Source organism: Sorangium sp. So ce131 (assembly GCF_051519095.1).
In the GTDB taxonomy this organism is placed as follows: Bacteria; Myxococcota_A; Polyangia; order Polyangiales; family Polyangiaceae; genus Sorangium.
Genome location: NZ_CP150455.1, coordinates 11888416 through 11914710 on the forward strand (window position 1 = coordinate 11888416; position 26295 = coordinate 11914710).

At 74.3% G+C, this 26295-nt stretch carries 15 protein-coding genes; 9 read left to right on the top strand and 6 right to left on the bottom strand.

The genetic code is table 11. The features are described from left to right. Positions 1 to 15 precede the first annotated feature (15 nt). Both WMF43_RS43230 and WMF43_RS43235 read right to left on the bottom strand, forming a co-directional pair. Positions 16 to 1143: an ABC transporter permease gene (locus WMF43_RS43230; protein WP_437674021.1), complete on the bottom strand. Its 1128-nt coding sequence runs from the start codon at positions 1141 to 1143 to the stop codon at positions 16 to 18. Next, positions 1140 to 2180, bottom strand: a complete 1041-nt coding sequence (locus WMF43_RS43235; RefSeq protein ID WP_437674023.1) for a BMP family lipoprotein — start codon at positions 2178 to 2180, stop codon at positions 1140 to 1142. Before WMF43_RS43235 ends, WMF43_RS43230 begins: the two co-directional genes overlap by 4 nt. 419 nt (positions 2181 to 2599) lie before the next feature. Between WMF43_RS43235 and WMF43_RS43240 the strand changes: the two genes are divergently transcribed. From WMF43_RS43240 to WMF43_RS43255, 4 genes are all read left to right on the top strand, one after another. Next, positions 2600 to 3274 (top strand): hypothetical protein, encoded by a 675-nt coding sequence (locus tag WMF43_RS43240; protein ID WP_437674025.1) that lies wholly within the window; start codon positions 2600 to 2602, stop codon positions 3272 to 3274. A 4-nt stretch (positions 3275 to 3278) separates the two neighbouring features. Then, entirely contained in the window at positions 3279 to 4580 is a 1302-nt protein-coding gene (locus WMF43_RS43245; RefSeq protein ID WP_437674026.1) for a c-type cytochrome, read from the top strand. A 145-nt stretch (positions 4581 to 4725) separates the two neighbouring features. Continuing rightward, complete coding sequence (locus WMF43_RS43250; RefSeq protein WP_437674027.1) at positions 4726 to 5346, top strand: DUF1349 domain-containing protein; 621 nt, start codon at positions 4726 to 4728, stop codon at positions 5344 to 5346. A gap of 155 nt (positions 5347 to 5501) precedes the next feature. Continuing rightward, positions 5502 to 7751 carry a substrate-binding domain-containing protein gene (locus WMF43_RS43255; RefSeq protein WP_437674029.1) on the top strand — a complete coding sequence of 750 codons (2250 nt, stop codon included), beginning with the start codon at positions 5502 to 5504 and terminating at the stop codon, positions 7749 to 7751. A gap of 33 nt (positions 7752 to 7784) precedes the next feature. Here the strand turns inward: WMF43_RS43255 and WMF43_RS43260 are convergent, their stop codons facing one another. Next, a complete protein-coding gene (locus WMF43_RS43260) occupies positions 7785 to 8261 on the bottom strand; it encodes a MarR family winged helix-turn-helix transcriptional regulator (RefSeq protein ID WP_437674031.1) in 477 nt (158 codons plus the stop codon). Between the two features lie 202 nt (positions 8262 to 8463). On the opposite strand from WMF43_RS43260, the gene WMF43_RS43265 reads away from it, so the two are divergent. Further along, entirely contained in the window at positions 8464 to 9627 is a 1164-nt protein-coding gene (locus WMF43_RS43265) for a serine hydrolase domain-containing protein (RefSeq protein ID WP_437674033.1), read from the top strand. A gap of 84 nt (positions 9628 to 9711) precedes the next feature. On the opposite strand, the gene WMF43_RS43270 is transcribed toward WMF43_RS43265, so the two are convergent. From WMF43_RS43270 to WMF43_RS43280, 3 genes are all read right to left on the bottom strand, one after another. Next, the gene (locus WMF43_RS43270; RefSeq protein ID WP_437674034.1) at positions 9712 to 10635 is read right to left on the bottom strand and encodes a response regulator; all 924 of its coding nucleotides are present in this window, start codon (positions 10633 to 10635) and stop codon (positions 9712 to 9714) included. Continuing rightward, positions 10635 to 13667: a response regulator gene (locus WMF43_RS43275; protein WP_437674036.1), complete on the bottom strand. Its 3033-nt coding sequence runs from the start codon at positions 13665 to 13667 to the stop codon at positions 10635 to 10637. The genes WMF43_RS43270 and WMF43_RS43275 overlap by 1 nt, the downstream gene beginning before the upstream one ends. Positions 13668 to 13801: 134 nt before the next feature. Continuing rightward, on the bottom strand, positions 13802 to 14881 hold the full coding sequence (locus WMF43_RS43280) for an ABC transporter ATP-binding protein (RefSeq protein WP_437674038.1): 1080 nt from the start codon (positions 14879 to 14881) through the stop codon (positions 13802 to 13804). 562 nt (positions 14882 to 15443) lie between these two features. Here WMF43_RS43280 and WMF43_RS43285 point away from each other — a divergent pair. The 4 genes from WMF43_RS43285 to WMF43_RS43300 all read left to right on the top strand — a co-directional run bounded on the left by WMF43_RS43285 (position 15444) and on the right by WMF43_RS43300 (position 26283). Next, the gene (locus WMF43_RS43285; protein WP_437674040.1) at positions 15444 to 19034 is read left to right on the top strand and encodes an AAA-like domain-containing protein; all 3591 of its coding nucleotides are present in this window, start codon (positions 15444 to 15446) and stop codon (positions 19032 to 19034) included. A gap of 306 nt (positions 19035 to 19340) precedes the next feature. Next, the gene (locus WMF43_RS43290; protein WP_437674042.1) at positions 19341 to 23027 is read left to right on the top strand and encodes a protein kinase domain-containing protein; all 3687 of its coding nucleotides are present in this window, start codon (positions 19341 to 19343) and stop codon (positions 23025 to 23027) included. Beyond that, entirely contained in the window at positions 23024 to 25669 is a 2646-nt protein-coding gene (locus WMF43_RS43295) for a hypothetical protein (RefSeq protein ID WP_437674044.1), read from the top strand. Before WMF43_RS43290 ends, WMF43_RS43295 begins: the two co-directional genes overlap by 4 nt. Continuing rightward, the gene (locus tag WMF43_RS43300; RefSeq protein ID WP_437674046.1) at positions 25669 to 26283 is read left to right on the top strand and encodes a hypothetical protein; all 615 of its coding nucleotides are present in this window, start codon (positions 25669 to 25671) and stop codon (positions 26281 to 26283) included. The genes WMF43_RS43295 and WMF43_RS43300 overlap by 1 nt, the downstream gene beginning before the upstream one ends. The last annotated feature ends 12 nt before the right edge of the window (positions 26284 to 26295 follow it).

Sequence of the window (26295 nt, forward strand, 5' to 3'; positions counted from 1 at the left end):
GTCCTCGCGGAGCGCCTAGCCGCCCCAGCCGCGCGTGAGCACGAGCCGCTCGCGCTCGCCGCGGATCCGGTAGATGCGCCGGACGAGCGTGTCCGCCGCGACGAAGAGCAGGATCAGCGCCTGGATGACCGAGATCACGTCGATGGGGATCTGGGTCAGGTACTGCATGCGCGTCGCCCCGCTGCGCATGGCGCTGAACAGGAGCGCCGCGAGCACCGTCCCGCCCGGGTGCGCCTTGCCGAGCAGGGCGATCGCGATCGCGTCGAACCCGTAGCCCTGCGAGAACCCGAGCTCGTGCCGGTGGTGCAGCGCGCTCACCTCGATCGCCCCGGCGATCCCGGCGAGCGCGCCCGAGAGCGCCATCGTGAGGATCACGGTGCGGCCCACCCGGACGCCGGCGTACCGCGCCGCGTCCGGGTTCTGGCCCGAGGTGCGGATCTCGAAGCCGAACGCCGTGCGCCGCAGCACCCAGCCCACGAGCGCCGCCGCGAGCAGCGCGAGCGGGAAGCCCCAGTGCAGCCGGAAGCCCTCCGCGAGCGCGGGCAGGCGCGCGCTCTCGTCGATGAGCGGCGTGCGCGAGAGCACGTTGCCGGGGCTCGGGTCCTTCATCGGGCCGTTCAGCAGGAAGCTGACCGCGTTGAGCGCGACGTAGTTGAGCATGATGGTGCTGATCACCTCGTGTCCGCCGGAGCGCGCCTTGATCCACCCCGGCGCCGCGCCCCACAGCCCGCCCGCGAGCGCGCCGAAGAGGAGCGTCGCCGGGACGTGCACCAGGGCCGGCAGGCCGGCGCCGAGCAGCCGCGGCAGATAGTGGCCCGCCCACGCGGCGGCGAGCGCGCCGAGCGCGAGCTGCCCCTCGGCGCCGATGTTGAACAACCCGCCCCGGAACGCCAGGGCGACCGACAGGCCGGCGAGGATGTACGGCGTCGACCACACGAGCGTCTCGCTCACCGCCCGCGGCGACCCGAAGGCGCCGTCGAGCATGCCGGCGTAGGCCTCGAGCGGGTTGCCGCCCGAGAGGGCGATCAGGACGCCGCCCACGACCATCGCGGTGAACACCGAGAGGACCGGGAGGCGCAGCGCGTCGAGCAGCCGGGTCAGCTCCTCTCGCAGGCGCGCGACCCGGGATCCCGGCGCGCTCACTGGCCCGGCTTCGAGGGCGGCACGTTCGTCTTGAGGGTCCCGTCGAGCAGCGCTCTCCTGAGCTCCTCCATCTTCGCCTTCACCTCGGCCGGGACCTTGCTGTCGAGATCGTGATAGGGCGCATACCCCGATTTGCCCTGGAAGTTCCCGCTCGGCAGCTTGCCCTCCTTGGCCATCTTCATGAGGTCGAAGGCGCCGTCGGTGATGAGCTTCACGGCGCTGGAGAGGATGACCTTCTGGGCCTCGGGCACCGTGTAGTACTGGTCGGTGTCGACGCCGATGGCGTACGCGCTCTTCGTCGCCGCGCCGAGCAGCGCGCCGTTGCCCGTCTTGCCCCCGCCGCCGAAGACGATGTCGACGCCCTTGTCGATCATCGAGACGGCGGTCGTCTTGCCCCACTCCGGGTCGGTGAACGTCTTATCGAACCCGACGTCGTTGTGATAGACGACGCTGAGCTCGATGTCCGGCTTGACGTGGAGCGCGCCGGCGCGGAAGCCCTCGCCGAAGCGCCAGACCGGCGGGACGGCGTCGGTGGCGAGCACGGCGCCGATCTTGCCGCTCTTCGTCATCATCGCCGCGAGCGCGCCCACGAGGAAGCCGCCGTGGTCCTCCGGGAAGACGAGGCCCGCCACGTTCGGCTTCTCGGCGCCGGGCGCCTGGAACTGGTCGATGCCGATGAACTTCACGCCCGGGAACTGCGCCGCCGCGGCGTTCGTCGCCTCCGCGAGCCCGAAGCCGGACGTGACGACCACATCGTATTTCTCGTCGGCGAAGGTCGCGATGTTCTTGGGGTAGTCCTTCGGATCCGTCGTCTCGATGTACTGCGTCGTGGCGCCGAGCTCCTTCTTGGCCCGCTGGAGCGCCTCCCAGGCCGACTGGTTGAACGACTTGTCGTCGATCTTGCCCATGTCGGTCACGAGCCCGACGCAGAACACCTCGGGGCTCGCGCAGTCCGCCTTCTTGTTGCTGGTACACGCCGGGAGCGCGCTGGCCAGGGCCAGAAGGGCCGCGATCGCGCGGCGTCGCTTCTTCAACATGCCGGATCTCCTTGGGTTGTCCGCATTGGACACCGGGGCGCCCACCGAGGCAACCACCGGCGACGCCTCCACGCACTTTTGCCCACAACGGCGGCGGGCGGGCGGGGGCGCCGGCGGCGGCGCCCTCGACGAGGCCGCCATCGCAGCGCGCGAGGCGCGAGGCGCGAGGCGCGAGACGAGATCGCAACACGCAAGACGCCATCGCGTTACGCGAGACGCCAACGGGATACGCGAGACGCCAACGGGATACGCGAGACGCCGGCGCGACGCGCGAGACGCGCGAGACGCGCGAGACGCGGGCGGACCGCGACGGCGCGATCCGGGAAGCAAACTTTTTTACCCGAGCGTTGTCACAGTCGATCGGCAGCGCCCGACGAGCGATGGGGCGCGCCGGCGCAGCCTTCCCGAGGAGGTCTTTCATGAGAGGTCCTGCCGTACGACTCACGCTTTGTCTTGGGCTCATCGCGTCTGCCATCGTCCCGTCGGGCGACGCGGCGGCCTGCGGCATCGAGTTCATGCCCGCCGTCGATCACCGCGTGATGGGGGTCGCCCAGGCCGAGAAGGCCCTGCGCGACGGCCAGCTCGCCGCCGCCGCGGGGAGCGTGATCCGCATGTTCCCCGAGATCCGGCAGATCTCCTACGAGAAGGATCCGCTGCTGAACCGCGCGTTCCGCATCCTCGCCGTGGCCGCGACGCGGGCCGACGGCGCGCTGCGCGTGAGCGCGGAGGTGCCGCGGGAATTGCTCGGAGCGTGGGGCGGGACGTCGGCCGAGGACCGCAAGGCGAACGTCGACTGGTCGATCCGCGCGCTGCGCCGGCTTAACGAGCAGCGCAAGAACGATCCGGGGCTCCAGACCGACCTCGGCGAGGCGCTCGCCAGGGCGCCCGAGCACCGCGGCGAGGCGCTCAAGCTGCTCGGCGATCTCGCGGAGAAGGACCTGATCGCGAGCCCCGAGGCGTACGCCGCGCTGGCGCGGCTGCGCGCGCTCTCCGGCGACGGCGCGGGCCACGACGCCGCGGCCAGCCGCTGCGAGGTGATGGCGAAGAACCCGGCCTTCTGCCGGACGAGCCGCGCGGGCGGCCCGGAGAGCTGACGCGATGCGCGCCCGCGCGGTCTTCGACTCGCTCGCCTCGCTCGCCGCGCTGGTCGCGATCGCCGCGGGCGCCGCCGCGTGCACCGCCGAGGGCGCGCGAGGGCCCGAGCCCACGGCGACGGCGCCCGCGCCCGCGGAGGACGGCCCCGCGGCGGCGCCCGCGCCGGCCGCCGCGGCCGAGGCGCCCGCCGGCGATCCGGAGCACGGGCGGCGGCTCGTCGAGCAGTACCAGTGCAACCGCTGCCACGACGGCACCGGGCTCTCGGCGGCGCCGCGCGAGGCGCACTGCGTCCAGTGCCATCAGGACATCGCCGCGGGGCGCTTCCAGGCGCCGGCCGCGGCGATCCACCGGTGGAGCGAGAACCTGATCCAGCTGCGCGACGTCCCGTCGCTCGCGGCGATCGGCGACCGGCTCCGGCCCGGCTGGATCCGCGGGTTCCTGCTCGATCCGCGCGACCTCCGGCCGCGGCTGCACGCGACCATGCCGCGGCTCGCGCTCGCGCCCGAGCAGGCGAGCGACATCGCGGCGTACCTCGCCCAGGGCCGCCGCGAGCGGCCGCGCGCCTCGCTGGAGGGCGCGAGCGCGGCGCGGGGGCGCGCGCTCTACGAGGCCAAGGGGTGCGGCACCTGCCACGCGTTCACCGGGGTCGACGGGCTGACCGCGGTCGCGCCGCTGAAGCCGCTCGAGAAGGAGACGCGCGCCGCGCTCGCCCTGGCGCCGGACCTGCGGCACACGCGCGACCGGATCGAGCCCGGCGACCTCGTCGCGTGGCTGCTCGATCCGGCGGCGGTGAAGCCCGGCACGCCGATGCCCCAGGTGCCGATGTCGCCGGCCGAGGCGCGCGATCTCGCGGCGTTCGTCTCAACCGCGCCGCTCGCGCCGCGCGCCCCGGCGAGCGCGCCCGCGCGGCTGCCCGTGCTGACACGGCGGGTGACGTACGAGGAGGTGGATCGACGGGTGTTCCGCGTGACGTGCAGGCACTGCCACTCCGAGCCCGATTACACGCTCGGCGACGGCGGCCCCGGGAACACCGGGGGGTTCGGGTTCAGGCCGCGCGGGCTCAACCTCGCGACCTACGAGGGCATCGCCGCGGGGTACCTCGACGACCAGGGGGAGCGGCGGAGCGTCTTCGCCGCCGGGCCGGACGGCCGCCCGCGCCTGCTCGCCGCGCTGCTCGCGCGCCAGGCCGAGGAGGCGGGGCACGCCGATCCGGCGGTGCGCGGCATGCCGCTCGGCCTGACCTCGCTCGGGCCGGAGGAGATCCAGCTCGTCGAGAGCTGGATCGCGCAGGGGCGGCCTCAGTAACGCGGCGGCGACGCGCGCCCGGCGCACGCATCCGCGCGCTGACGCGGCCCGCGCCCGCCCGCGGGATCCCCTCGCCTCCGTGGTAGGCTCCGCGCCGCCGCGCGCGGCGTGACGCAGCGCGCGTTCCACCACGGAGGCCGGCGTCATGACAGGACTGCTTCTGGAAGAGGATTTCTCCGGACCGAGCGTCGATCCGCGGCTCGAGTGGCGCAACCCGCCGGCGCGCTGGGCGGCGGATCCGGCGCGCCGCGCGCTCGTGGTCGAGCCCGGGGCCAAGACCGATTACTGGCAACGGACACACTACGGCTTCCGGAACGACAACGGGCCATTCCTCTTCACCCGCGCGGCCGGGGACTTCGTGATGACCACCCGCGTGCGGTTCCGGCCCGCGCACCAGTACGACCAGGCAGGGCTCATGGTGCGGCTCTCGGCGTCGTGCTGGCTGAAGACGTCGGTCGAGTTCGAGCCGGAAGGCCCGAGCCGGCTCGGCACGGTGGTGACGAACGCGGGCTACAGCGACTGGTCGACCCAGCCGTTCCCCCGGGATCGCCGCGAGCTCTGGCTGCGGATCCGGCGGGAGAGCTCGGATTACCTCGTCGAGGGCTCGGATGATGGCCAGTCGTGGACGCAGCTCCGCATGGCCCACCTGCACGAGGACGACGGCGCGCGCGAGGTGGAGTGCGGCCTTTACGCGTGCAGCCCGATCGACGAAGGGTTCGTGGCGGAGTTCGAGCTCCTCCGGATCGCGCCGGGGCGCGCGGCGTAAACCTGCGCAAAGGTGCGCCGCATCTCCCCCTGGAATCAGCGCCAGATCGCGAGACATCTCACCCGTTCGCCGGCCACGTGTTGCCCGTGGCCCCGGTCCGCAGATAGGTTGCCCGGGGGCTCCACGCCACGAGGCAGCAGAGGGACTGGAACACGATGGGTCAGGGTGGTCAGGACAGCGGCGTCGTGGTGCCGGAGCAGTGGGGCGAGGTGCCCGAGGCCCCGGGGCAGCGCCTCAGCGTGCTGCCACGCTCGCGATCCTCGGTCCCTGCGGCGGCGAGCGCGGAGCCCCTCGGGGCGCCTCGGCCCCTCACCGTCGGCGTCATCACCCCGTTCCTCGACGGGTCGTTCTGGAACCCTGTCCTGAAAGGCATTCACCAGTCGGCGCAGGAGCGCGGGTATCGCACCCTGGTGCTGCGCGGCACGCCCGCCGAGCTCCGGGCGCCCTCGCTCGCCAGCCAGCAGGTGGACGGGTGGATCGTCCTCATCGAGGTGCACGGCATCGAGGCGCTCGCGCGCGCGCGGGTGCCGCTCGTCACGGTCGGCACCTCCGTCCCGGAGGCGGGTTGCCCGTCCGTGATCCCGGACAACCGCGGCGGCATGCGCAGCGCGGTGCTCCATCTGGTCGAGCATGGGCACCGGCGCATCGCGTTCGTCGGCTGGTTCGACGCCTACGACGTGCGCCAGCGCTTCGCGGCGTACCAGGAGGCGCTCGCCGAGGCGGGCATCCCCTTCGATCCCGATCTCGTGATCCAGAGCGACAACAACTGGTACACCGGCGGCCAGAACGCCGCGCCGGCGCTGATCGCGCGGCGGCACACGTGCACCGCGGCGGTCTTCGGCACCGACAAGAACGCGATCGGCATGCTGCCTTTGCTGAAGGCCGCGGGCGTGCGCATCCCGCAGGATCTCGCGATCGTCGGCTTCGACGACATCGTGGAGGCGCAGGGCTCGGACCCGCCGCTGACCACGGTGCGCCAGCGGTTCGAGATGATGGGGAGCGCGGCCTGCGACGTCATCGCGGCGATGCTCGCCGGCGAGGCCGTCCCGCCCGAGAGCGTGCACACCGCGAACCTGCTTGTCCAGCGGAGCTCGTGCGGGTGCAGCGTGGTCCAGAGCTTCCTCCAGCGGGAGGAGGCCGCGCGGGAGGGCGACGGAGGCGACGCCGAGGACGCCCTCGCCCGGCAGCTCGTCGAGCTGCTCCTCCTGCCCCGCTCGCTCCCGCCCGGCACGCCGCCGGCGGAGGTGTGGCCAGGGGTCGCGGTGGTGATCGACGGGTACCGCGCGGCGCTCCGGGGCGCCGAGCCGCCGCCGGCGGTCGAGCTCGAGCGCGCCTTCCGTGACGCGGTCGGCATCACCCCCGACGTGGGGACGTTGCTCGCGATCGTCCGCGTGCTCGCCAGGTCCCCCGAGCGGCGCCGCGCGCCCCCCGACGCGGCCGCCGGTGGGCGGCTCGAGGAGTTCCTGGAGCTGTCGCGCATCGCGATCGCGCGGGCCCGGCTCGACGCCGAGACACACCACGTCCACCAGCTCGGGGTCCTCGCGAGGACCAATTACGACGTGAGCTTCGCGCTGCTCGGCGGCACCCAGGAGGAGGCGCGCTCGCTCGGGTGGCTCGCGACGACCACGGCGACCTGGAGCTGCCTCGGGCTGTGGGAGGACCCGGAGACCCGCGCGCGCCTCGTCGTCGCCGGCGCCTACAGCCGCGACGGCAGCCCGACCCCCCCGATCGGCAGCCGCTGTCCGCAGGAGGCCTTCCCGCCCCGGGAGCTCTTGCCGCCCGCGGCCACGCGCGGCGAGCTCATGGTGTTCCTCCTGCCGATACGCTCCGCCCAGCGCGACTGGGGCGTCCTTGCGCTCGTCGGCCCGACCCTCGTCGCCATGGCCGGCGACGAGGCCACGTTCGCGATCTGGGGGACGCTCCTCGGCGCGGCCCTCGAGCGCGACGCGCTGCTCCAGTCGCTGTCGGAGCAGCACGCGAGCCTCGATCGAGCCTACCAGGTCGAGCGCAGGCTCTCCGAGACCGTGCGCGAGCTGGGCTGCCCGGTCATCCCGTTGCTGCCCGGCGTGCTGCTCGTGCCGATGATCGGGTGGATCGACGGCCGCCGCGCCCAGCAGGTGCTCGAGTACGTGACCGCGGGGGTGACCCGGCACGCGGCGCGCGTCGTGCTGCTCGACGTCACGGGCGTCCCGTCCGTGGACGCCCAGGTCGCTGACTCGCTGGGCCGGACCAGCCGCGCCGCCGCGCTGCTCGGCGCGCGGGTGTGCCTGGTCGGCGTGCGCCCCGAGATCGCGAGGAGCCTGGTCGGCGTCGACCTCGGCGAGCTGTCCACCTACGCGTCGCTCTCGGCCGCCATCCAGGAGCTCGCGCCCGCGGGCGCCCGCGCGCGGCGCGACGCGCGGTAAAGCCGCTTTACAAACACGGCGTCTCCGCGATCGTCAGTGCGGCTGGCGGAGCCGCCGCGAGGAGAGGAGCTCCATCCCGCCCGCGCGATCGGCGATGCGCTGCAGCGCGGCGAGCAGCGCGCCCGCCTGCTCCTCCCCGAGCAGCGTCCGCAGCCGCCGGTTCACCGCCGCGCGCGCCGCGCGCCCCGCCTCCACCGCGGCCCACCCGCGCTCGGTCAGCTCGACCAGCCGGTTGCGCTGGTCGTCCTCCGCGACGCGCCGGCGCACGTACCCGAGCTCCTCGAGCTCTGTCACCGCCTTGGAGGCGCCCTGCGCCGTGATCCCGAGCCGCGCGGCGAGCTCTCTCACCTTCACCGGGCCCGGGATCAGGTGCTGGAACACATATCCATGGCTCGGCCGGAGATCGCCGTACCCGGCCTTCCCCATGCGGCGCAGCACGTCCTCGCTGCTCGCCGAGGCGATGGCGGTGAACAGCAGCACGAGATCCTCCTCGAGGCGCGCGGGCTTCACGGCGCGAGCCTGTACTGCGCAACCAAGGTTGTGCAAATGGAGTTGACACGCCGGGCGGGCGCCCGTACTCATCAACCAAGGTTGCTCAACAGATGTTGCGCGATGGCGCGAGGGCGCGAGGGCTCCGCCGGCGCCGGCGCCGGCGCCGGCGCCCGCGCGCGCCGTCGAGGACCAGCCCGCCGGCGCAGAGGAAGGACGGGTGATGAACATCGCAATCCAGGGCGTCTGTGATCCTGCGTTCGCGCCGGTGCGCGACGCGTTCGCCGCGAATTTCGAGCGGTTCCCCGAGCTCGGGGCCGCCGTGTCCGCCGTCGCGCGCGGCCGCGTGGTCGTCGATCTCTGGGCCGGCTTCCGCGACGCGGCGCGGACGGCGCCGTGGGGCCGCGACACCCTCGTGAACGTCTACTCGGTGACGAAGGGTGCCGTCGCGCTGTGCGCCCACGCGCTCATCGAGCGGGGCGCGCTCGACCCCGACGCGCCGGTCGCCGCCGCTTGGCCCGAGTTCGCCGCGGCCGGCAAGGAGCGCGTGCGCGTGGGCCAGCTGCTCGACCACAGCGCCGGTCTGCCGGCGATCCGGGCGGAGCTCGGGCCCGGCGCGCTCTTCGACTGGCAGGCCATGACGGGCGCGCTCGCCGCGGAGGCGCCCTTCTGGGAGCCGGGCGCACGCCACGGCTACCACGCCATCACGTTCGGCTTCCTGGTCGGCGAGCTCATCCGCCGCGCGAGCGGCCGGAGCGTGGGCGCCTTCCTCCGGGAGGCCGTCGCGGCGCCGCTCGGCCTGGATTTCCACATCGGCATCGGGGAAGAGCACGACGCGCAGGTCGCCGAGGTGCAGCCCACGATCGTGAGCCCCGACGGCCTCGGCGGCGCCTTCGGCGCGAGCTTCCGCGACCCGACGTCGCTCACGTCGCTCGCCTTCACCAGGCCCCGGGACCTCGCGTCGCCCGACCTCGTGAACACCGTCCGCTTCCGGCGCGCGGAGATCCCCGCCGTGAACGGCCACGCGAACGCGCGCGCCCTCGCGCGGATGTACGGCGCGCTCGCGTCCGGCGGGGCGCTCGACGGCGAGCGCGTGCTCTCGCCCGAGGCGGTCGAGCGGGCGCTCACCGAGCGGTCGCGCGGCCTCGACGCCGTCCTGCTCGCCGAGAGCCGCTTCTCGCTCGGCTTCATGCTCCCGAGCGCCCTGCGCCCCTTCGGGCGGGGCGCGCGGACCTTCGGCCACCCCGGCGCGGGCGGCGCGCTCGGCTTCGCCGATCCCGACGCGGGGCTCGGCTTCGGCTACACGCCGAACCAGCCCATCGCGAGCGGCGCCGGCGGCGATCCGCGGTGGGTGCCGCTGCTCGACGCCGTGTACGCCTGCCTCTGACGCTCGCCGCCGCGCCGCGCCCCCGCGTCAGCCGCCGCGGCGCCCCCGCGTCAGCCGCCGCGGCGCCCCCGCGGCACCCCCGCGTCAGCCGCCGCCCCCGTCGGGCTCGCCGCAGGGGTCGTCCGACGAGCGGCACCGGATCACCATCCAGATCTCGTTGCCCTTCTCGTTGTGGCGCACCTCGTCCATGAAGGTGCGGATCAACATCAGGCCGCGGCCGCTCGGCTTGTCCAGGTTGGCGAGGTCGGTCGGGTCCGGCAGATCCCGGGGATCGAAGCCGGGCCCCTCGTCGCGCACCATGTAGGTCGCCTCGGTCCGCGTCTCCCGCGCCACGACGTACACGCGGCGGTCCCGGTACGGGCCCTCGTACCGGCGCCGCTCGACGAGCGCCGAGAAGGCCTTCGGGTTCTCGTCGAGCAGCGTCGAGCTGACCTCGAGGTTGCCGTGCACGATCGCGTTCACCAGCGCCTCGCGCAGCGCCACCGCCACCTGGATCCGGCCCGTCTCGTCGCACAGCCGCATCCGGCCCAGGCTCTGCTCGATGTGGCCCACCAGCGCAGGCACCTTCGCCACGTCGTTGTCGAGCTCGAAGTGCGACTCCGTCGCCGTCAGGCACGAGAGCAGCTGCTGCTCCCGCCGGTCGAGCCGCGCCACCGCGAGGACGTTCTCGACCGTGCTCACGAGCTCCGTCCCGAGGTTGCGCTTCGCGACGTAGCTCGCGGCGCCTCGCCGGAGCGCCTGCACCGCGATCTCCTCGCTCCCGTGCGCCGTCATCAGGATCACCGGCAGGTACGGGTGCTCCCGGCGGATCGCCTCGACCAGCTCCAGGCCGTCCATCTCCGCCATCTGGAGATCCGTCAGCACGATGTCCGGCGCCGACCGCGCGATCGACCGGAGCGCCTCGACACCGTTCTTGGCGTACGAGGGCTCCATGCCGCGATTCTTGAGCAGGCCCCCGCAGAGGATCCGGTCCATCGGCGAGTCGTCGACCACGAGCACCCTCACCATCACGTCACCTCGCTATTTCCCTCGCGCCGATCGAGCTCGAACGGCGCCGCGGGCTCCACCGACGTCCCCTCGCGCACGAACGCGACGAGCTCGGGGATCAGCCGGTCGATCTGCGCGCGCAGCGCGAACTGCGCCTCGGCCAGGCTGCCGAGCTGGTTCGCGCGCGCCATCTTCTCCAGCGTGAAGGCGGCGTCGAACGCGCTCCGCGCGCCGAAGCTGTCGACCCCGCCCTTCAGGCTGTGCGCGGCCCGCTGGAGCTTGCGCGCGTCCCCGGCGGTCACCGCCTCGTCGATCTCGGCCATCCAGCGGGGGCACTCTTCCAGGAACACCTCGGCGAGCTCGCGCAGGAGGTCGGCGTCGCCCCCCGTCCGCTCCAGCGCCCGGGTGCGATCGAACATCGGCCGGGCCGCCATGGAGGACGGCGAGCCGGTCATCCGCTCGTCGGACCGGGTGCTCGGCGGCCCGTTCTCGAACGCCGACGAGGGCACCGGCGTGAGCGACGTGGACGAGCCCGGCGCGCCGAGCGACAGGCGCGCCGGGTCCTCGATCTCCAGCGAGGAGGGCCCGGCGGCGAGCCGGTCGATCATGTCGTAGAGCTCGTCGACCTGCACCGGCTTCGAGACGTAGCCGTCGAAGCCGGCCCGGAGGCAGCGCTCGCGGTCGCCCTTCATCGCGTACGCGGTCACGACGATGAGCGGCATGTGCCCGCCCTCGCGCCGCTCGCGGGCGCGCACGGCCCGCGCGGCCTGGAGGCCGTCCATCTCCGGCATCTCGACGTCGAGCAGGGCCACGTCGTACTGGCCGGTCGCGATCTTCTCGACGGCGAGCCGGCCGTTCTCGACGATGTGCACGTGGTGGCCCTGCTGCTCCAGCCAGCGGCGCATCAGCTTCTGGTTGATCGCGTTGTCCTCCGCGACGAGCACGCGCAGGCCGCGGGCGCGCGGCCCGGGCACGGCGCGGCGCGCCTCGGCCGACCGGAGCGCGCTCCGCGTCGGGATGCCGAAGGCGTGGAGCACGGCGTCCTGGAGGTGCGACGGCTTCACGGGCTTCGTGACCATCGCGAGGACGCCGAGGTCGCGGCAGCGCGCGGCGTCGGCCTGCGCGGACGTCGAGCTGAGCATCATGATGGTGCGCCCCTTCAGGATCTCGCGCCGGCGGCAGTGCTCGACCACCGCGAAGCCGTCGACCTTGGGCATCCGGGCGTCGACGAGGACGAGGCCGAACGAGCTGCTCGCCGCGCCCGCGGCGTTGCCCCCCGGCTTGCCCCAGGGCAGCGCCCACATCCCCGAGTCCTCCGAGAGCGCCGCGACCGCCGCCGCGCCCGAGTCGACGAGGACCGGCTTCATCCCCCAGCCCTCGACGATCTCGCCGAGGATGCGCCGCGCGGTCGCGTTGTCGTCCGCGATGAGGACCCGCGTGCCGAGCAGCTCGTCCGGGAGGTCGGGCCGGCGCGACCGGGCGGCGCCGTCGAGGGCCCGGAGCTGGAGCGTGAAGTGGAAGGTGCTGCCCTTGCCGAGCTCGCTCTCGATCCAGATCTTGCCCCCCATCATCTCGACGAGCCGGGCGCAGATCGTCAGCCCGAGCCCCGTGCCGCCGTACTTGCGGGTCGTCGAGCCGTCCGCCTGCGCGAACGCGTCGAAGACGAGCCGCTGCTTCTCGGGGGCGATCCCGATGCCCGTGTCGATGACGCGCACGTGGAGCACCACGACGTCGCCGAGCGCCTCGCCCGAGTAGAGGCCGGGCGAGCTCACGCCCTCCGCGCCGCCCTCCTCCTCGGGCGTGAAGGGCACGCGCGAGTCGATCGAGGCGCGGACGAGGACCTCGCCGGCGTCGGTGAACTTCACCGCGTTACTGACGAGGTTCACGATCACCTGGCGCAGGCGCAGCGGATCGCCGACGAGCGCCTCCGGCACCTCGGGGCCGACCTGGAAGGCGAGCTCGAGCCGCTTCTCGTGGGCCCGGAGCGCGAGCGTCTTCACGGCGTCGCCGATGATCTCGTTCGGGTCGAAGGCGACGGGCTCGATCTCGAGCTTGCCCGCCTCGATCTTCGAGAAGTCGAGGACGTCGTTGATGATGGCGAGCAGCGCGTCGGCCGAGATCTTGACCATCTCGAGGTACTCGCGCTGCTCCGGGGTGAGCTCGGTCTGGAGCGCGAGCGACGTCATGCCGATGATGCCGTTCATCGGCGTGCGGATCTCGTGGCTCACGCTGGCGAGGAACTCGCTCTTCGCGCGGCTCGCCGCCTCGGCGGCCTCCTTGGCCTGCTGGAGCTCGGCCTCGACCGCCTGGCGCTGCATGAGCAGGGCGCGCAGGCTCGCGGAGTGCTCGCGCTCGTTCTCGAGCGAGGCCTCGCCCATGGCGTCGGCGCGCCGCTTCGCGATGCTCGCCATCACCGCCATGGCGGGCGTGGTGACCGCGAAGACGATGACCCGGAGCAGGTTGTCGGCGCTGTACGAGAACGGCATCCCGTCCTCGGAGAAGTAGATCGCGAAGTAGATGCAGGAGATGAGGGCGGTGATGATGCCGCCCCACAGGCCTCCGCTGAACGCCGCGAAGACGATGATCATCGAGAGGATCGCCGGCGGGTTCGGGATGCTCCAGTCGAGCGCGGCCTCGAGCGTGGCGACCGCGCCGATGACGAGCAGCGCGAGCACGGGGCCGAGCAGCGGGAGCCAGAGCTTCTCGGCGGACGCCCGGCTGAGGCGCCGCCCCGGCGCGGACTGGCCCGGCAGCAGGGTGCCGCGGAGGTCGCCGTCGCCGGTCAGCGACAGCCGCGTATCGCCGCTGCCCGTCAGCGACAGCCGCGGCTCGCCGCCGCCCGTCAGCGACAGCCGCGGCTCGCCGCCGCCCGTCAGCGACAGCCGCGGCTCGCCGCCCGTCAGCGACAGCCGCGGCTCGCCGCCGCCCGTCAGCGACAGCCGCGGCTCGCCCGCCGCGGGCCGGGCGTCTCCGGTCCGCGGGCGTCGGGGATCCGCGCTGGTGGCCCCCGCCGCGGCGGCGGGCGGGGGCTCCTCGGCCTTCGCCTTCGGCATGGCGTCCATGAGATAGCGGGGTCGCGATCGGGCGTCCATGGCCGCGAGACCCGAGTTGTGATGGGCGCCGCGGACACCAGGCCGGCGGCGGGGCTCCGGGCGGGCCGGCGCCGACGTCCGCGGCGCCCGCCGCCTCACGCCTCCCGGAGGCTCGTCCCGGAGTCCGCGTCGAACAGGTGCACGTTGCGGAGCGCGATCCTCACGGTGTCCCCCTTGGCGACGCGCGCCGCGGGGTCGAGGCGCGCCACGAACGGCGCCCCCGCGACGGTGCCGTGGGCGTACGACTCGGCCCCGAGCGCCTCGACGATCGACACCTGGAAGGGCGCGCCCTCCTGCCCGGAGGCGAGCTCCACCTCGTGCGGGCGCACGCCGACCGTCACCCGCCGCCCGGGCGCGAGCGCCCCCGGGAAGGCGGCCTGATCGAGCTCGACCGCGAGATCTCCCTGGACAGCGGCCCACCGCCCGCCCCGGCTCTCCAGGCGCGCCTCGAAGAAGTTCATGGCCGGGCTGCCGAGGAAGCTCGCCACGAACTGGGTCCGCGGCCGGGCGAACACCTCGAGCGGCGGCCCGGACTGCTCGACGACACCCTTGTTGAGGATGAAGATCACGTCCGCGAGCGTCATCGCCTCGACCTGATCGTGGGTGACGTAGACGCTGGTCGCGCCGAGCCGGTCGTGCAGCTTCCGGATGTCGACCCGCACCTGGGCGCGCAGGGCCGCGTCGAGGTTCGAGAGCGGCTCGTCGAAGAGGAAGAGCTGCGCCCGCCGCACGATGGCCCGGCCCATGGCGACGCGCTGCCGCTGGCCGCCGGACAGCGCCCGGGGGTACCGGTCGAGGAGCGGGCCGAGCCCGAGCATCTCCGACGCCTCCGCCACGCGCGACGCGATCTCTTCGGGCGGCGTCTTGCGCAGCTTCAGGCCGAACGCGAGGTTCTCGCGCACCGTGAGGTGCGGATACAGGGCGTAGGACTGGAACACCATCGCGATATCGCGATCGCGCGGCGACAGCCGCGTGACGTCGCGCCCCCCGAGCGCGATCGTGCCCTCGTCGGCCTCCTCGAGGCCCGCGAGCAGCCTGAGCAGCGTCGATTTGCCGCAGCCGCTCGGCCCGACGAGGACCGCGAACGAGCCGTCGGGCACGTCGACGGAGACCCCCCGCAGCACGTGGGTCTGGCCGAATCGCTTATTGAGCTCGCGCACGTTGACAGAGGCCATGTTGGAAACTCTCGTGTAGGATAAGTGCCTGTCGCTGTCGCCGGGAGCGACGCCTGGTGAGCCGCTCCGGTCAGCGCTTCCGACGCGTCGGGAAGATCCGTATTGAAGCCGGGGATGTGCCGAGCGGCGGAGCGCAAGCGCAAGCCCAAGCTAGCAGCGACGTGGTCGAAGGCGCGATCGCGCGGCCGCTCCTCCACGTTCATTGCCCCTCGCACGGCGCGAACGCTACACCAGCGGCCGCGGCCAGGTCCACGATTTCTGAATGCGCAAGCGGGTCTTCGAGGTGCGTCGCAATCGACGCACGCGCGCCGGCGCGCCGCATCGCCGCGCGCAGCGCCCATCACACATCGCGCCGCCGCATCGCCGCGCCCGCCGGCTCAGGCGTCAAGCCTGCACCCAAGGTCAGTGAGCTGAGGCCCATCCTGTCACCCTGCCACCACGCGCACCAACTCGCGACGATCCGACGCCGCGCGCGCGGCACCGCTCATGTTCCACCACGGACGCTAATGCCGCGGGATCCGCGACGTTGACGGTCTCCCCGCAGCATGGCACCGTCCTATTCGTGACGTTCTCGGCGCCTCCCGACCTCGATCAGGCGAAGGCCAGCGCCGGAGATCACAGGCGCCGCTTCCAGGCGGGCGGGACCATCGGCGACGGCGCCATCTATATCGAGCGTCCCGCGGACAGGGAGCTCTTCGATGCGCTGCGGCGCGGGGAGCTCTGCTATGTGCTGTCGACCCGGCAGATCGGCAAATCCAGCCTGCGACTCCGGGTCTCGCGGCAGCTCCGCGCCGAGCAGCTCGAGTGCGCGAGCGTGGATCTCGGCGCCCTCGGCGCCGACACCGCCACGCCGGTGAGCTTTTACCTCGGGATCGCCTCCGAGATCGCCGAGCAGCTCGGGCTCGAGCCGCCGGACGATTTCTGGGACGAGCACTGGCACCTCGGGCCGGTGCACTGCTGGCTCCGCTGGCTCGAGGACGTCGTGCTCGTGGACATCTCCGCCGCGATCGTCCTTTTTCTCGACGAGATCGACGCGACGTTGTCTCTGCCGTTCCCGCGGGACGACTTCTTCACGGCGATCCGGGCCTTCGTGAACCGGCGGGCGGAGCGGCCGGCGAACGCGCGGCTGACGTTCTGCCTGCTCGGGGCGGCGGCGCCGTGGGAGCTCGCGGCCGATCCGGCGCGCGCGCCGTTCAACATCGGCCGCTCGATCCGGCTCGACGACTTCACCTGCGCGGAGGTGAGGGGGTTCCGCGCCGGGCTCGACGGGCTCGTGGCCGACCCCGACGCGCTGCTCGACGCGATCTTCGCGTGGACGTCGGGGCACCCCCACATGACCCAGCGGCTCTGCGCGGACCTCACCGGAGAGCTCCAGGGGCTCGGCGTCGACGACGCCGTGGCGCGGCGCTTCCTCGACCAGGGCCGGACCGAGGACCCGAACCTCCGCTACGCGGAGCGGTGCCTGGACGCGCACGGCTCCCCCTACAGCTCCCGCGACGGCTCCCGCCGCAGCTCCTCCCACGGCCCCCACCGCCGGCCGACACACGCGGCGAAGCTCCTCGGGCTGTACAAGCGGCTGCTCGACGGCGAGCGGATCGCCGCCGACAGCGGGGACCCGGTCCAGCTCGCGCTGCGGCTGACGGGCCTCTCCGCCGAGCGGCCGCGGTCCGGGGGCCCGCCCTGCCTCGCCGTGCGCAACCGCATCTTCGGCCACGTCTTCGACCGCGCGTGGGTCCGGTCGCGCGAGGCGGAGCGCGCGATCACCGAGCCGCTCGTGCGCTGGATCGCGGGCGGGCGAGAGGACGATTTCCTCGTGGGCGGCGCGGCGCTGGCCGAGCTCACGTCATGGGCAGACGGGCGGGGGGACATCTCCACGGAGGAGCGGGCGTTCCTGTCCGCCTGCGTGGCCGCGGAGCGCCAGAAGCGGTCGATGAGGCGGCTCCTCAGCGTGCTCGCGGTCGCCGTCACGCTGCTCGGCGCGCTGACCCTCGTGCTCCTCTGGCAGATGGGCAAGGAGGAGCAGGCGCGGATCCGGGCGCAGCAGGAGGCGCGCGAGAAGGACGCCCGGCGGCTCGCGGCCCAGGCCGCCAAGGAGCTGGCCGAGGGCGGGCTGCAGCGCGCGCGCCTGCTCGCCGTGGAGGCCGGCCTCGCCGCCCGGGCGAGCGGCAGGCCGGCGGGGCCGGCGGTGGTGCAGGCGCTCGGCGATGCCGTCTGGGGGCCGGCCGTCGCCCAGGAGGTGCTCGTCGGCCCCGGCGGCGCGGTGCTCGACGCCGCCTTCAGCCCCGACGGCCGCTCCGTGGCCACCGTCTCCGCGGACGGCACCGCGCAGCTCTTCCACCCCGGCGGGCGCGAGGCGCCGCTCGTGCTGCGCGGCCACGGCCTCGGGGTGGTCGCGGTCACCTTCAACCGCGACGGCAGCCGGCTGGCGACCGCCTCGATGGACGGCACCGTGCGCCTGTGGCACGCCGACGGCCACGAGGACCGCGCGCTCGCCGCGCGCGGCGGGGCGCCGGCCAGCGTGGCGTTCAGCCCGGACGGCAGCCGCGTGGTCGCGGGCATGTCCGACGGGACGATCCACGTGTGGCGCGTCGACATCGTCGACGAGCCGCCGCTCGTCGTCCGGCTCGGCGAGCGGGTCATCCGGCGCGCGGTCTTCAACCACGACGGCAGCCGGATCCTCGCCACGGCCCTGAGCGGGACGGTCTACGTCGTCCGCGCCGACGGCCAGGGCGCCCCCACGCCGCTCGACGGGCTGGGCGAGGGGATCGAGGCCGCGGACTACGCCCCCCGCGACGACCGCATCGTGCTCGCGGCGGGCGACGGGACCGCGCGCATCCTCACCGCCGGCGCCGGTCCGCGCGAGCCGATCGTCCTGCGCGGGCACACGGGCCCCGTGCGCAGCGCGGCGTTCAGCGCCGACGGCGCCGAGGTGGTCACGGCCTCCGCGGACAACACCGCCATCATTTTCCGCGCCGATGGTAAGGGGATGCCGACCGTGCTCCGCGGCCACGAGGGCGCCGTGACCAGCGCCGCGTTCAGCCGCGACGGCAAGAGCGTCGTCACCGCGTCGGAGGACGGCACGGCGCGGGTGTGGCGCCTCGACGCGCCGGGCGAGCCGCTGCTCCTCCACGGCCACGCCGGGCCCCTGACCAGCGTCGTCGTCAGCCCGGACGGGGCACGGATCGCCACGACCGGGACCGACAAGACGGCCTGTGTCCACCGCGCCGACGGCTCGGGCGCGCCGCTGGTGCTCAAGGGGCACGAGGACCACGTGCTCAGCGCCGATTTCAGTCCGGACGGCGCCCGCCTGGTCACCGGCTCGGCGGACAGGACGGCGCGTGTGTGGCGGGTCGACGGCAAGGGACAGCCGATCGTGCTCGGCACCCATGACGACCGGGTGGTGGGCGTCGCTTTCAGCCCGGACGGCACCCGGATCGTCACCACCTCGTGGAACGGCATCCTGCGGGTCTTCGAGGACGGCAACACGGGCGACCCGATCCTGCTGCGGGACGAGCGCGCCGGGCTGCTCCGGGCTGCGTTCAGCCCCGACGGCAAGCACATCGTGGCGACCTCGGGGCCCAACGTGAAGGTGTGGCCCGCAGACGGCCGCGGCGCCCCTCGGGTCATCCCCTCGGGTTACGGCGACCGAGCGATCGCCGCCCTGGCGGTGAGCCCGGACGGGAACCACATCGCGATCGCGGCGCTCGACGACAACGTGCGGCTGCTCCGGACCGACGGCGAGGGCCAGCCGTTCGTCCTGAGCGGCCTCGGCACGACGGTCCGGACCGTCGCGTTCAGCAGCGACAGCGCCCGCGTGGTGGCGGTGTCGAGCGACGGCAGCGCGCGGGTGCTCCCCATCGACGGGCAGGGCGAGCCGCTCACCCTCCGCGCCCCCGGCGTCATGCTGACCGACGCCGTGTTCAGCCCCGACGCCACCCGCGTCGTGACCGCGACGAACGACGGCGCGGCGCGCGTCTTCTCGATCGCGGCCGACCCGCTGATGGCGCGCGCGTGCGCCTATGCCGGGCGCAACTTCACCCGCGAGGAGTGGGCGCAGCTCATGCCCGACGTCGGTTACCGCACCACCTGCCATGAATGGCAGGACGCCCCGGAGCTGGACGCCGGCGCCGCGCCCCGCCGCGACGTGCGCTGAGGCGCCGGGCTCCGCCGCGACGTGCGCTGAGGCGCCGGGCGCAGGTGCGACGCGCGACGCACGACGCGCGAACGCCGCGATCGTCGGTGGCCGCGATCGTCGGTGACTGTCCGTTATCGGCCGAGCGGGTCCGAGATCGTGAGTTGCCGGCCCCTCGCGGCCACCCCGCGGCGCGCCTCTCCTACCTTTATTCGGTGTGGGCGGACGAGCTTGTCATGGTTCGCGCCGGCGCGGGAACCATGTATGCTGGCTTGGCTTACTCACGATCTGCCCCGCACGATGCGGGCCTGATCCGACGCCCGGTCTATGGCCCCGCTCGACCAGCACGCCGAGGAGCAGAACCTCGTAGACACCGCCGCGGCGCGGATCGGGACGCCCCTGAACGCCACCTGGCGGCTCGACGATCTGCTCGGCGTCGGCGGGATGGGCGCGGTGTTCGCGGCGACCCACAAGAAGGGCTCGCGCGCCGCGATCAAGGTCCTCCACATCGAGTTCGCCCGCAACGCCGAGATGCGCGATCGCTTCCTGCGCGAGGGCAAGATCGCGAACCGGGTCGACCACCCCGCGCGGGTCGCGGTCGTCGAGGACGACCTCAGCGACCGCGGCGAGCCGTTCCTCGTGATGGAGCTGCTCGCCGGCACCACGCTCCAGCGGCTCGCGAGCGGCGCGGGCGGCACCCTGCCGCTCGAGCAGGTGCTGCCAGTCTTCGACGTCGTGCTCGACCTGCTCGAGAAGTGCCACTCCATCGGCATCGTCCACCGCGACATCAAGCCGGCGAACATCTTCGTCACGAGCGCCGGGAACGTGAAGGTCCTCGACTTCGGCATCGCCCGGATGCGCGATCCGGAGCGGCAGGCGACGCGGGCCGGGCTCACGTTCGGCACCCCCGCGTTCATGTCGCCCGAGCAGGCCATGGGGGTGTCCGGGATCGACGGCCGCTCCGACCTCTGGTCGGTCGGGGCGAGCCTGTTCACGCTGCTGTCGGGCAAGCGCCTGAACCGCGGGCGGAGCGAGTCCGAGTCGTACTTCCTCGCGGCGACGCAGGCCGCGCCGTCGATCGCGACCGAGGTGCCCGACCTGCCGGTCGAGATCGTGGCGTTCGTCGACAAGGCGCTCGCGTTCGAGCGCGGCAGCCGCTTCCAGAGCGCCGGCGCGATGCGCGCCGAGCTCCGCCGGCTGCTCGCGGCGCACGCCGCCGGCCAGCTGACGCCCTCGCGCGAGAAGAAGGCGCCGCGCGTGCTCGTCCGCGGCAACGACGCGATCGACGAGGAGCTCGAGCCGCCGTCGGCCGCCGCGGCCGAGCAGACCTGCCAGCGGCTCGTCGGCGTCTGGAAGCAGCTCGCGCTCGCGCTCGGCAACATCCGCCAGTACGGGTGGAGCCACCCGCACGTGAACAAGGGCATCCACTTCGCGTTCGACGAGATCACGCGCACGCTCTCGCAGAACCCCCTCGGCGTCCGCTGGGAGGTCACGCCGAGCGCGTTCACCTCCTTCGGCCAGCCGATCTGGCAGCCCGACCGGCCGCCGTTCGACCGCATCCCCTACCAGCTCTTCGCCGACGGCATCCGGAAGATCCAGATCAAGGCGGGCATCACCGAGGCCGAGCTCCGCGATTTCGCCGCCATCCTGCTCCGCGACCAGAGCTTCGGCGTCGGCGAGGACGACGACGCGGTGACGGCGCTCTGGGACCGCCGCTTCGAGCACATCGCGTACCTGGCGATCGACCAGTTCGCCGAGGGCGATCTCGAGCTCGCGGACTTCGAGGACCAGTGCCGCGAGATCGCGAGCGGGGCGCGCGCCCTCGCGCAGATCGAGAGCCTCTGGGACGAGAGCTCGCTCGCGGGCAGGGCGCTCCAGCGGAACGTCGAGGCCGCGCTCGCAGAGACGGGCGTGGCCGCCGCGGCGCTCGCGATCGACCCGCTGACCCGGAGCACGCTCGGCGCCCAGATCGCCCTGCCCGCGGAGCAGTGGGGCGAGCGGTACATGGATGTGTTCGTCGACGGCTACGTCGACGGCGTCCGGCACGGCGACCTCGATCGGCTGACCTCGTCGCTCACCTCGTGGACCGCCGACCAGATCGTGCTCCACAGCTACGAGCTCGCGTTCGAGATGCAGACGATGCTCCGGCGCGCGTTCTCCGCGCGGCTCGACGCGATCCACCGCGGGGCGTCGCGGGAGCTGCGCCAGAGCGGCGCCCTGCAGCAGCTCTCGCGGCGCGGGGTCGACCGGACGATCGCCCAGGCGATGTTCCCGGTCGAGGCGCTGAGGGCGATCCTCGAGGACCTCGCGAAGGCCCGCCCGGAGGAGCCGGCGGCCGCCGCCGGCCCGGCGCAGGGCGGTCCGGCGTGGAGCGCGGCGCAGGGCGACCCGACGCCGAGCGCCGGCCGCAGCCCGGCGCAGGGCGGCCCGGCGCGCCCCGTCACGCAGGGCAGCGCCGGCCGAGGCGCGGCGCTCGGCGTCGGGGGCCGGGACGCGGCGCACGGCGGCCGGGGCGCGGCGCACGGCGGCCGGGACGCGGCGCAGAGCGGCCGGGACGCGGCGCAAGGCGGCCCCCCGCGGAGCGTGGCGCCGCTCGACCCCGCGATCGTCGACGGGCTCGCCCAGGCGCTCGACGCCCTCGAGGACGGCTCGCTCTTCGCCGCCGCCTGCCAGTGCTACGGCGCGGTGCAGTCCGAGCGGCTGCGCGAGATCCTGCTCGTGTACATGCGGCGGTGGGCGCCCGGCCGGGAGGCGGAGCTCGGGAACCTGCTCGCGCGCGCGCCGGTCCCCCTCGCCGTGGCGATCGTGCAGCTGCTCGCGCAGCTCAAGACGCCCGCGGCGCTCTCGGCCCTGGAGGCCGGCTTCGCGAGCCCGCACGTCGAGGTGCGCATCAGCGCGCTCGCGGAGCTCCCGGACGCCGCGGCGCCCGACGGCGCGCCGGGCGCCGCGGCCGAGCGCGTGCGGGACGAGCTGCAGAAGCTGCTCGACGACCCGGCGCCCCCGGTGCGCCGCGAGGCCCTGCGCCTCATCGGCAAGCTCGGCGTGCTCGCCGCGGGCCCGACGCTCGTGCGGCGGATCCTCTCGACCGGGTTCCACGACCTCCCCGGGAGCGAGCGCCGGATGTGGCTCGAGACCGTCGCGCAGCTCAACCCCGCGCGGGCCGAGAAGCTCGCGATCGAGCTGCTCGAGAAGCGCCAGCTCATCCCGTCCGAGGCGATCGAGCAGACCCGCGAGCTCGCCGCGCTCTTCCTCTGCCAGGCGCGGAGCTACGAGGCGCTCCGCGCGGTGAAGGAGGCGACCAAGCCGCGCTGGTGGAACACCCCGCCGGTGCGCGACGCGGCCGCCCGCGCCGCGGTCGCGATCGCCGCGCGCCTCGTCGCGCCGACCCGGCCGAGCGATCGGCCGCCGTCGGCGTCGATGCCGTCGCCGCTGTCGGTGGACCCGAGCGGGCCGCCCTCGCGCGCGGCGCGCTCGTACTCGCCGCTCTCGGTGCGGCGCGTGAGCCCGAGCGCGCCGTTCGGGCTGCCGGAGCAGCTCGAGCCTTGGAGCACGCCGCGCCCGGGCCTCGTGGGCCCCGAGGCGGGCGACTCCGGGCGGCCCCCCTACCGGCCGCCCATGATGGCCTCGCCGCTGTCCGGCGCGCCCGGCGTTGCCGGCTCCGCGCCGCCCAACTCGGTGCCGTTCAGCCGGCGCTTCCCGCCGCCCTCCGCGGCGTCGTCGTCCAGCCCGACCGCCGCGCCGCCGCCGATGCCGCCGTCGCCGCCGTCGCCGCCGTCGCCGCCGTCGCCGCCGTCGATCGCGCGCCCCGGCGGGCCGCCGATGTCCCCTGCCCCGCCGTCGGGCGCCGGCGCCTCGCCCTACAGCGCCCGCCAGGGCCCCGGCTCGATCCCGATGAACCCGTCGGCGCGCCCGGTGCCGCAGATCCCGGTGCCGCAGATCCCGGTGATCGAGCCTCCGCCCAGCAGCGCGGCGCCGTCGACGAAGCCGGCGCCCCGGGGCGGGAGGAAGCCGTGAGCGAGGAGAAGGCGAACCTCTCCGAGAGCACCGGCGAGACCGCGATCTCGGGCGTGAAGGCCGACGGGCGCAGGCGCGCGGCGCTCGGCCTGGTCCAGATGATCTACCGGCTCGCGAAGGCGTGCCTCCTGCACAGCGACTCGAACCAGGCCGTGCTGTCGCTGGTGCCGTCCGCGATCGACGGCATCGCCCAGTTCTGCGAGCTCTCGGGGAGCGAGGCCGCGACGCTGGTGTTCGCGGGGAACACCCTGTTCATCAACGGCCAGATGCTCCGCGCCTCGCGCGAGACGTACGAGGTCGCCCTGGAGCTCGGTAGCTTCTTCGAGGCCTGCGACGTCTCCGAGCTCGTGCTCGAGAAGACGGTCCGCCGCGCCGAGCTCGCGGCCTTCGCCCGCATGCTCGCCGACGCGCAGCGCGACCGCAGCAGCGCCGCGCGCCTCGCGCAGTCGAACCTGCGCGGCATCCGGGTGCGCAAGCTCGCGAGCCCGTTCCCGGGCGGCTCCATCGAGGGCGACGGCACCCGCATCGGCCGCATCAGCCGGACGTACGCCGCGGCGATCCTGGTGATGCGGTCCTTCTATGCGGCCCTCAGGTCCGGGGAGCCCGCGATGCCGCAGCGGGTGAAGCGCGTCGCGCAGAAGCTCGTCGCCGCGGCCGAGGAGGACGCGCGCCTCCTGCTCTCGATCGCGGCGGGCAAGGTCCCGGATCCGGACGAGGCGGGCCAGAGCGTCTCGACCGCGATCGTGGCGCTGGGCATCGCCCGCCAGCTCACGACCGACCGGCGGATCCTCGGGAGCCTGGTCACGGCGGCGCTGCTCTACGACGTGAGCCGGCTGCGGCTCACGGGCGCCGTCCCGGGATCGCAGTCGAGCCTCGAGGATCCGACGGCGCGCGCGTTCGTGGACCGCGGCCTCAGCGACGAGGAGCGGGACCGGCTGCCCGCGAGCGCGGCCGTCATGCTGACGGCGCTCGGCAAGCTGCACGCGCCCTCGATCACGCGGACCGTGATCGCCTACGAGGCGCTCGCGCTGCGGCCGGGCGGCCGGCAGGGCCCGGTCTACGGCGGCCGGCGCAGCCCCACGGTGCTCGCGCGCATCCTCGCGGCGGCCCGCCAGTTCACCGAGCTCCGGGCGGGGCCGTTCCCGGTCCTCGACAGCGCCCTCGGCGGCGGGACCTCGCTCGACGCCGTGCTCCAGCGGATGCTGAGCGGCGCCGAGAGCGCGACCGACCGCGCGATCGGCAAGCTGCTCATCGGCGCCCTCGGCATCATCCCGACCGGGACGCTCGTCCAGCTGAGCACCGGCGAGCTCGGCGTCGTCCTGGCGACGCCGACGTCGCCCGCGCACTTCGCGCAGCCCCCGGTGCGCATCCTCTTCGACGAGCACGGCCTGCTCGTCGGCGCGCCGTTCGACGTCGACCTCTCGCTGCGGGCGCCGGGCGCGGAGCCGTGTTTCATCGTCCGGCCCGTCGAGGTGGAGCCCCACCACGAGCGCGCGATCCGCGCCGCCTTCGGCTTCCGCGCCGGGCGCGGCCCCGCGGGGACGGCCGGGGCAGACTCCCGCGTGACCGCCGCGCCGCCCCTGCTCGCCGAGGAGCGCAACCCGCCGACCGAGCCGGGCAACACGCTGTCGCCGCGCGGATCGCGCCCGAACCTCGAGGAGGCGGCGGCGCGCTCCGTCCAGTCGCGCAAGGAGGCCGCCTGGCTGGGCAGGCCGCTCGCGGGCTCGCCGCCGGCCGCGCCGCCGACCAGCGTGCAGCCCCGGTTGCCCGCGCCGTCGCAGGTCGAGCGCCCGGGGCCGGGGGAGCGGGGGCGCGACGACCGCGGTCGCAACGAGAACCTCATCTCGACGCAGCCGCCCCCCTCGGCGGCCTCGGCGCAGGCGCCCGCGGTGCCTCCTCCGCCGCGGCTGCCGCGCGACTCGCGGCCGTTCGGGTCGGTCCCGTCGTCGAGGTACGGCGCGATGATCCCCGCGCCGGCGCCGACGCGCCCGTCGCGGCAGGCCGAACCTTCCCGGCCGGACCACGGCGTGGGTCAGCTGCCCACGATCGGCCCGCCGGCCGCGATGCCGCCCGAGCAGGGCGCGGAGGCCCGGGTCAGCCCGTCGGTGCGCCGGCCGGATTCCCGAGCAGATCCGGACGATTGGAACTGGGACGACGAGCTGCCCACGATGGATCCGCCGCCGCCGACGTCGCCGAGCCCGTCCTTCCCGCCGGAGCCTGTGCCCACCGAGCGGAACGCGTACCGGTCGCACTCGACCGCCGGGGCGGGCCCGAGCCCGGACGAGGCGGACCTGACCTGGACCGACGATCTGCCGACGCTGGACCCGCCGCCGCCGCCGAGCGCGGAGGAGCGGGAGCGCGACCGCCTGCTCGCCGCCTACCTGGCCGAGCGCACGCCGTTCCCGCAGGCGGGGCTGCACGAGTGGAGCGAGGCGTCCGGCGAGCCGCCGGCGTCGGTCGAGCCCGACGTGACGTGGCGCAGCGGCCCGCCGCCGCAGCACGTGATCGAGTCGTGGTCGGCCCCGCCGAGCAGCTCGAGCTCGCTCGGGGCGTCGCGGCGCCCGCCGCGCGCGCCGATCCCCCGGGAGGAGCCGGAGGACGACGAGGGCGGCGCGCCGGCGCCGGACCGGAGGGACCGCTGATGGCCTGGGTCGCGGCGATCCTGCGATGCGCGGCGAGCGTCGCGCTGCTGTTCGCCGCGCCGGCGTGCGCCGACGACGGGGAGGATCCGCCGGAGGACATGTGCAAGCTCGGGTACCTGGGCGAGCCGGGCGCGGAGATCCAGATGGAGGTCGTCGCGCTCGACTCGAGCGAGGTCTCGCGCCCGGTGAGCGACGGCGACGTGGTGGACATCGTCATGCCGCCGCAGGGCGGGCGGGTGATCTTCCTCGGCGCCCGCGCGACGAACCTGAGCGCCTGCGGCGTCCAGCTCTCCGGCACGATCCGCGACACCGGGAGCGGGCGGATCATGTCCGAGTCGAGGACGGTCAACCTGAGGCCGACCGGCGACGGGTGGGGGGCGAGCGTCGACGCGGACATCTCGACGTTCGCGAACGTGGGCGTCTGTAACAACAACTGGTCGAGCCGCGACGTCTTCGACCAGGACTACGAGATCGAGGTGACGGTGAAGGACCGCGAGGGCCGGGTGGCGAAGCAGACCCGGCAGGTGCGGCCCGCGTGCAACGAGCCCGAGCTCGAGGTCGAGTGCCGCTGCATCTGCAAGCACGGGTACATCCTCGGCGAGCGGTGCGAGTAGGCGGCGCTGGCT

Coding starts and splice junctions, on each gene's coding strand:
- WMF43_RS43235 (WP_437674023.1), bottom strand. CDS start 2,180: ATGTTGAAGAAGCGACGCCGCGCGATCGCGGCCCTTCTGGCCCTGGCC.
- WMF43_RS43240 (WP_437674025.1), top strand. CDS start 2,600: ATGAGAGGTCCTGCCGTACGACTCACGCTTTGTCTTGGGCTCATCGCG.
- WMF43_RS43245 (WP_437674026.1), top strand. CDS start 3,279: ATGCGCGCCCGCGCGGTCTTCGACTCGCTCGCCTCGCTCGCCGCGCTG.
- WMF43_RS43250 (WP_437674027.1), top strand. CDS start 4,726: ATGACAGGACTGCTTCTGGAAGAGGATTTCTCCGGACCGAGCGTCGAT.
- WMF43_RS43255 (WP_437674029.1), top strand. CDS start 5,502: ATGGGTCAGGGTGGTCAGGACAGCGGCGTCGTGGTGCCGGAGCAGTGG.
- WMF43_RS43265 (WP_437674033.1), top strand. CDS start 8,464: ATGAACATCGCAATCCAGGGCGTCTGTGATCCTGCGTTCGCGCCGGTG.
- WMF43_RS43270 (WP_437674034.1), bottom strand. CDS start 10,635: ATGGTGAGGGTGCTCGTGGTCGACGACTCGCCGATGGACCGGATCCTC.
- WMF43_RS43275 (WP_437674036.1), bottom strand. CDS start 13,667: ATGCCGAAGGCGAAGGCCGAGGAGCCCCCGCCCGCCGCCGCGGCGGGG.
- WMF43_RS43280 (WP_437674038.1), bottom strand. CDS start 14,881: ATGGCCTCTGTCAACGTGCGCGAGCTCAATAAGCGATTCGGCCAGACC.
- WMF43_RS43290 (WP_437674042.1), top strand. CDS start 19,341: ATGGCCCCGCTCGACCAGCACGCCGAGGAGCAGAACCTCGTAGACACC.
- WMF43_RS43300 (WP_437674046.1), top strand. CDS start 25,669: ATGGCCTGGGTCGCGGCGATCCTGCGATGCGCGGCGAGCGTCGCGCTG.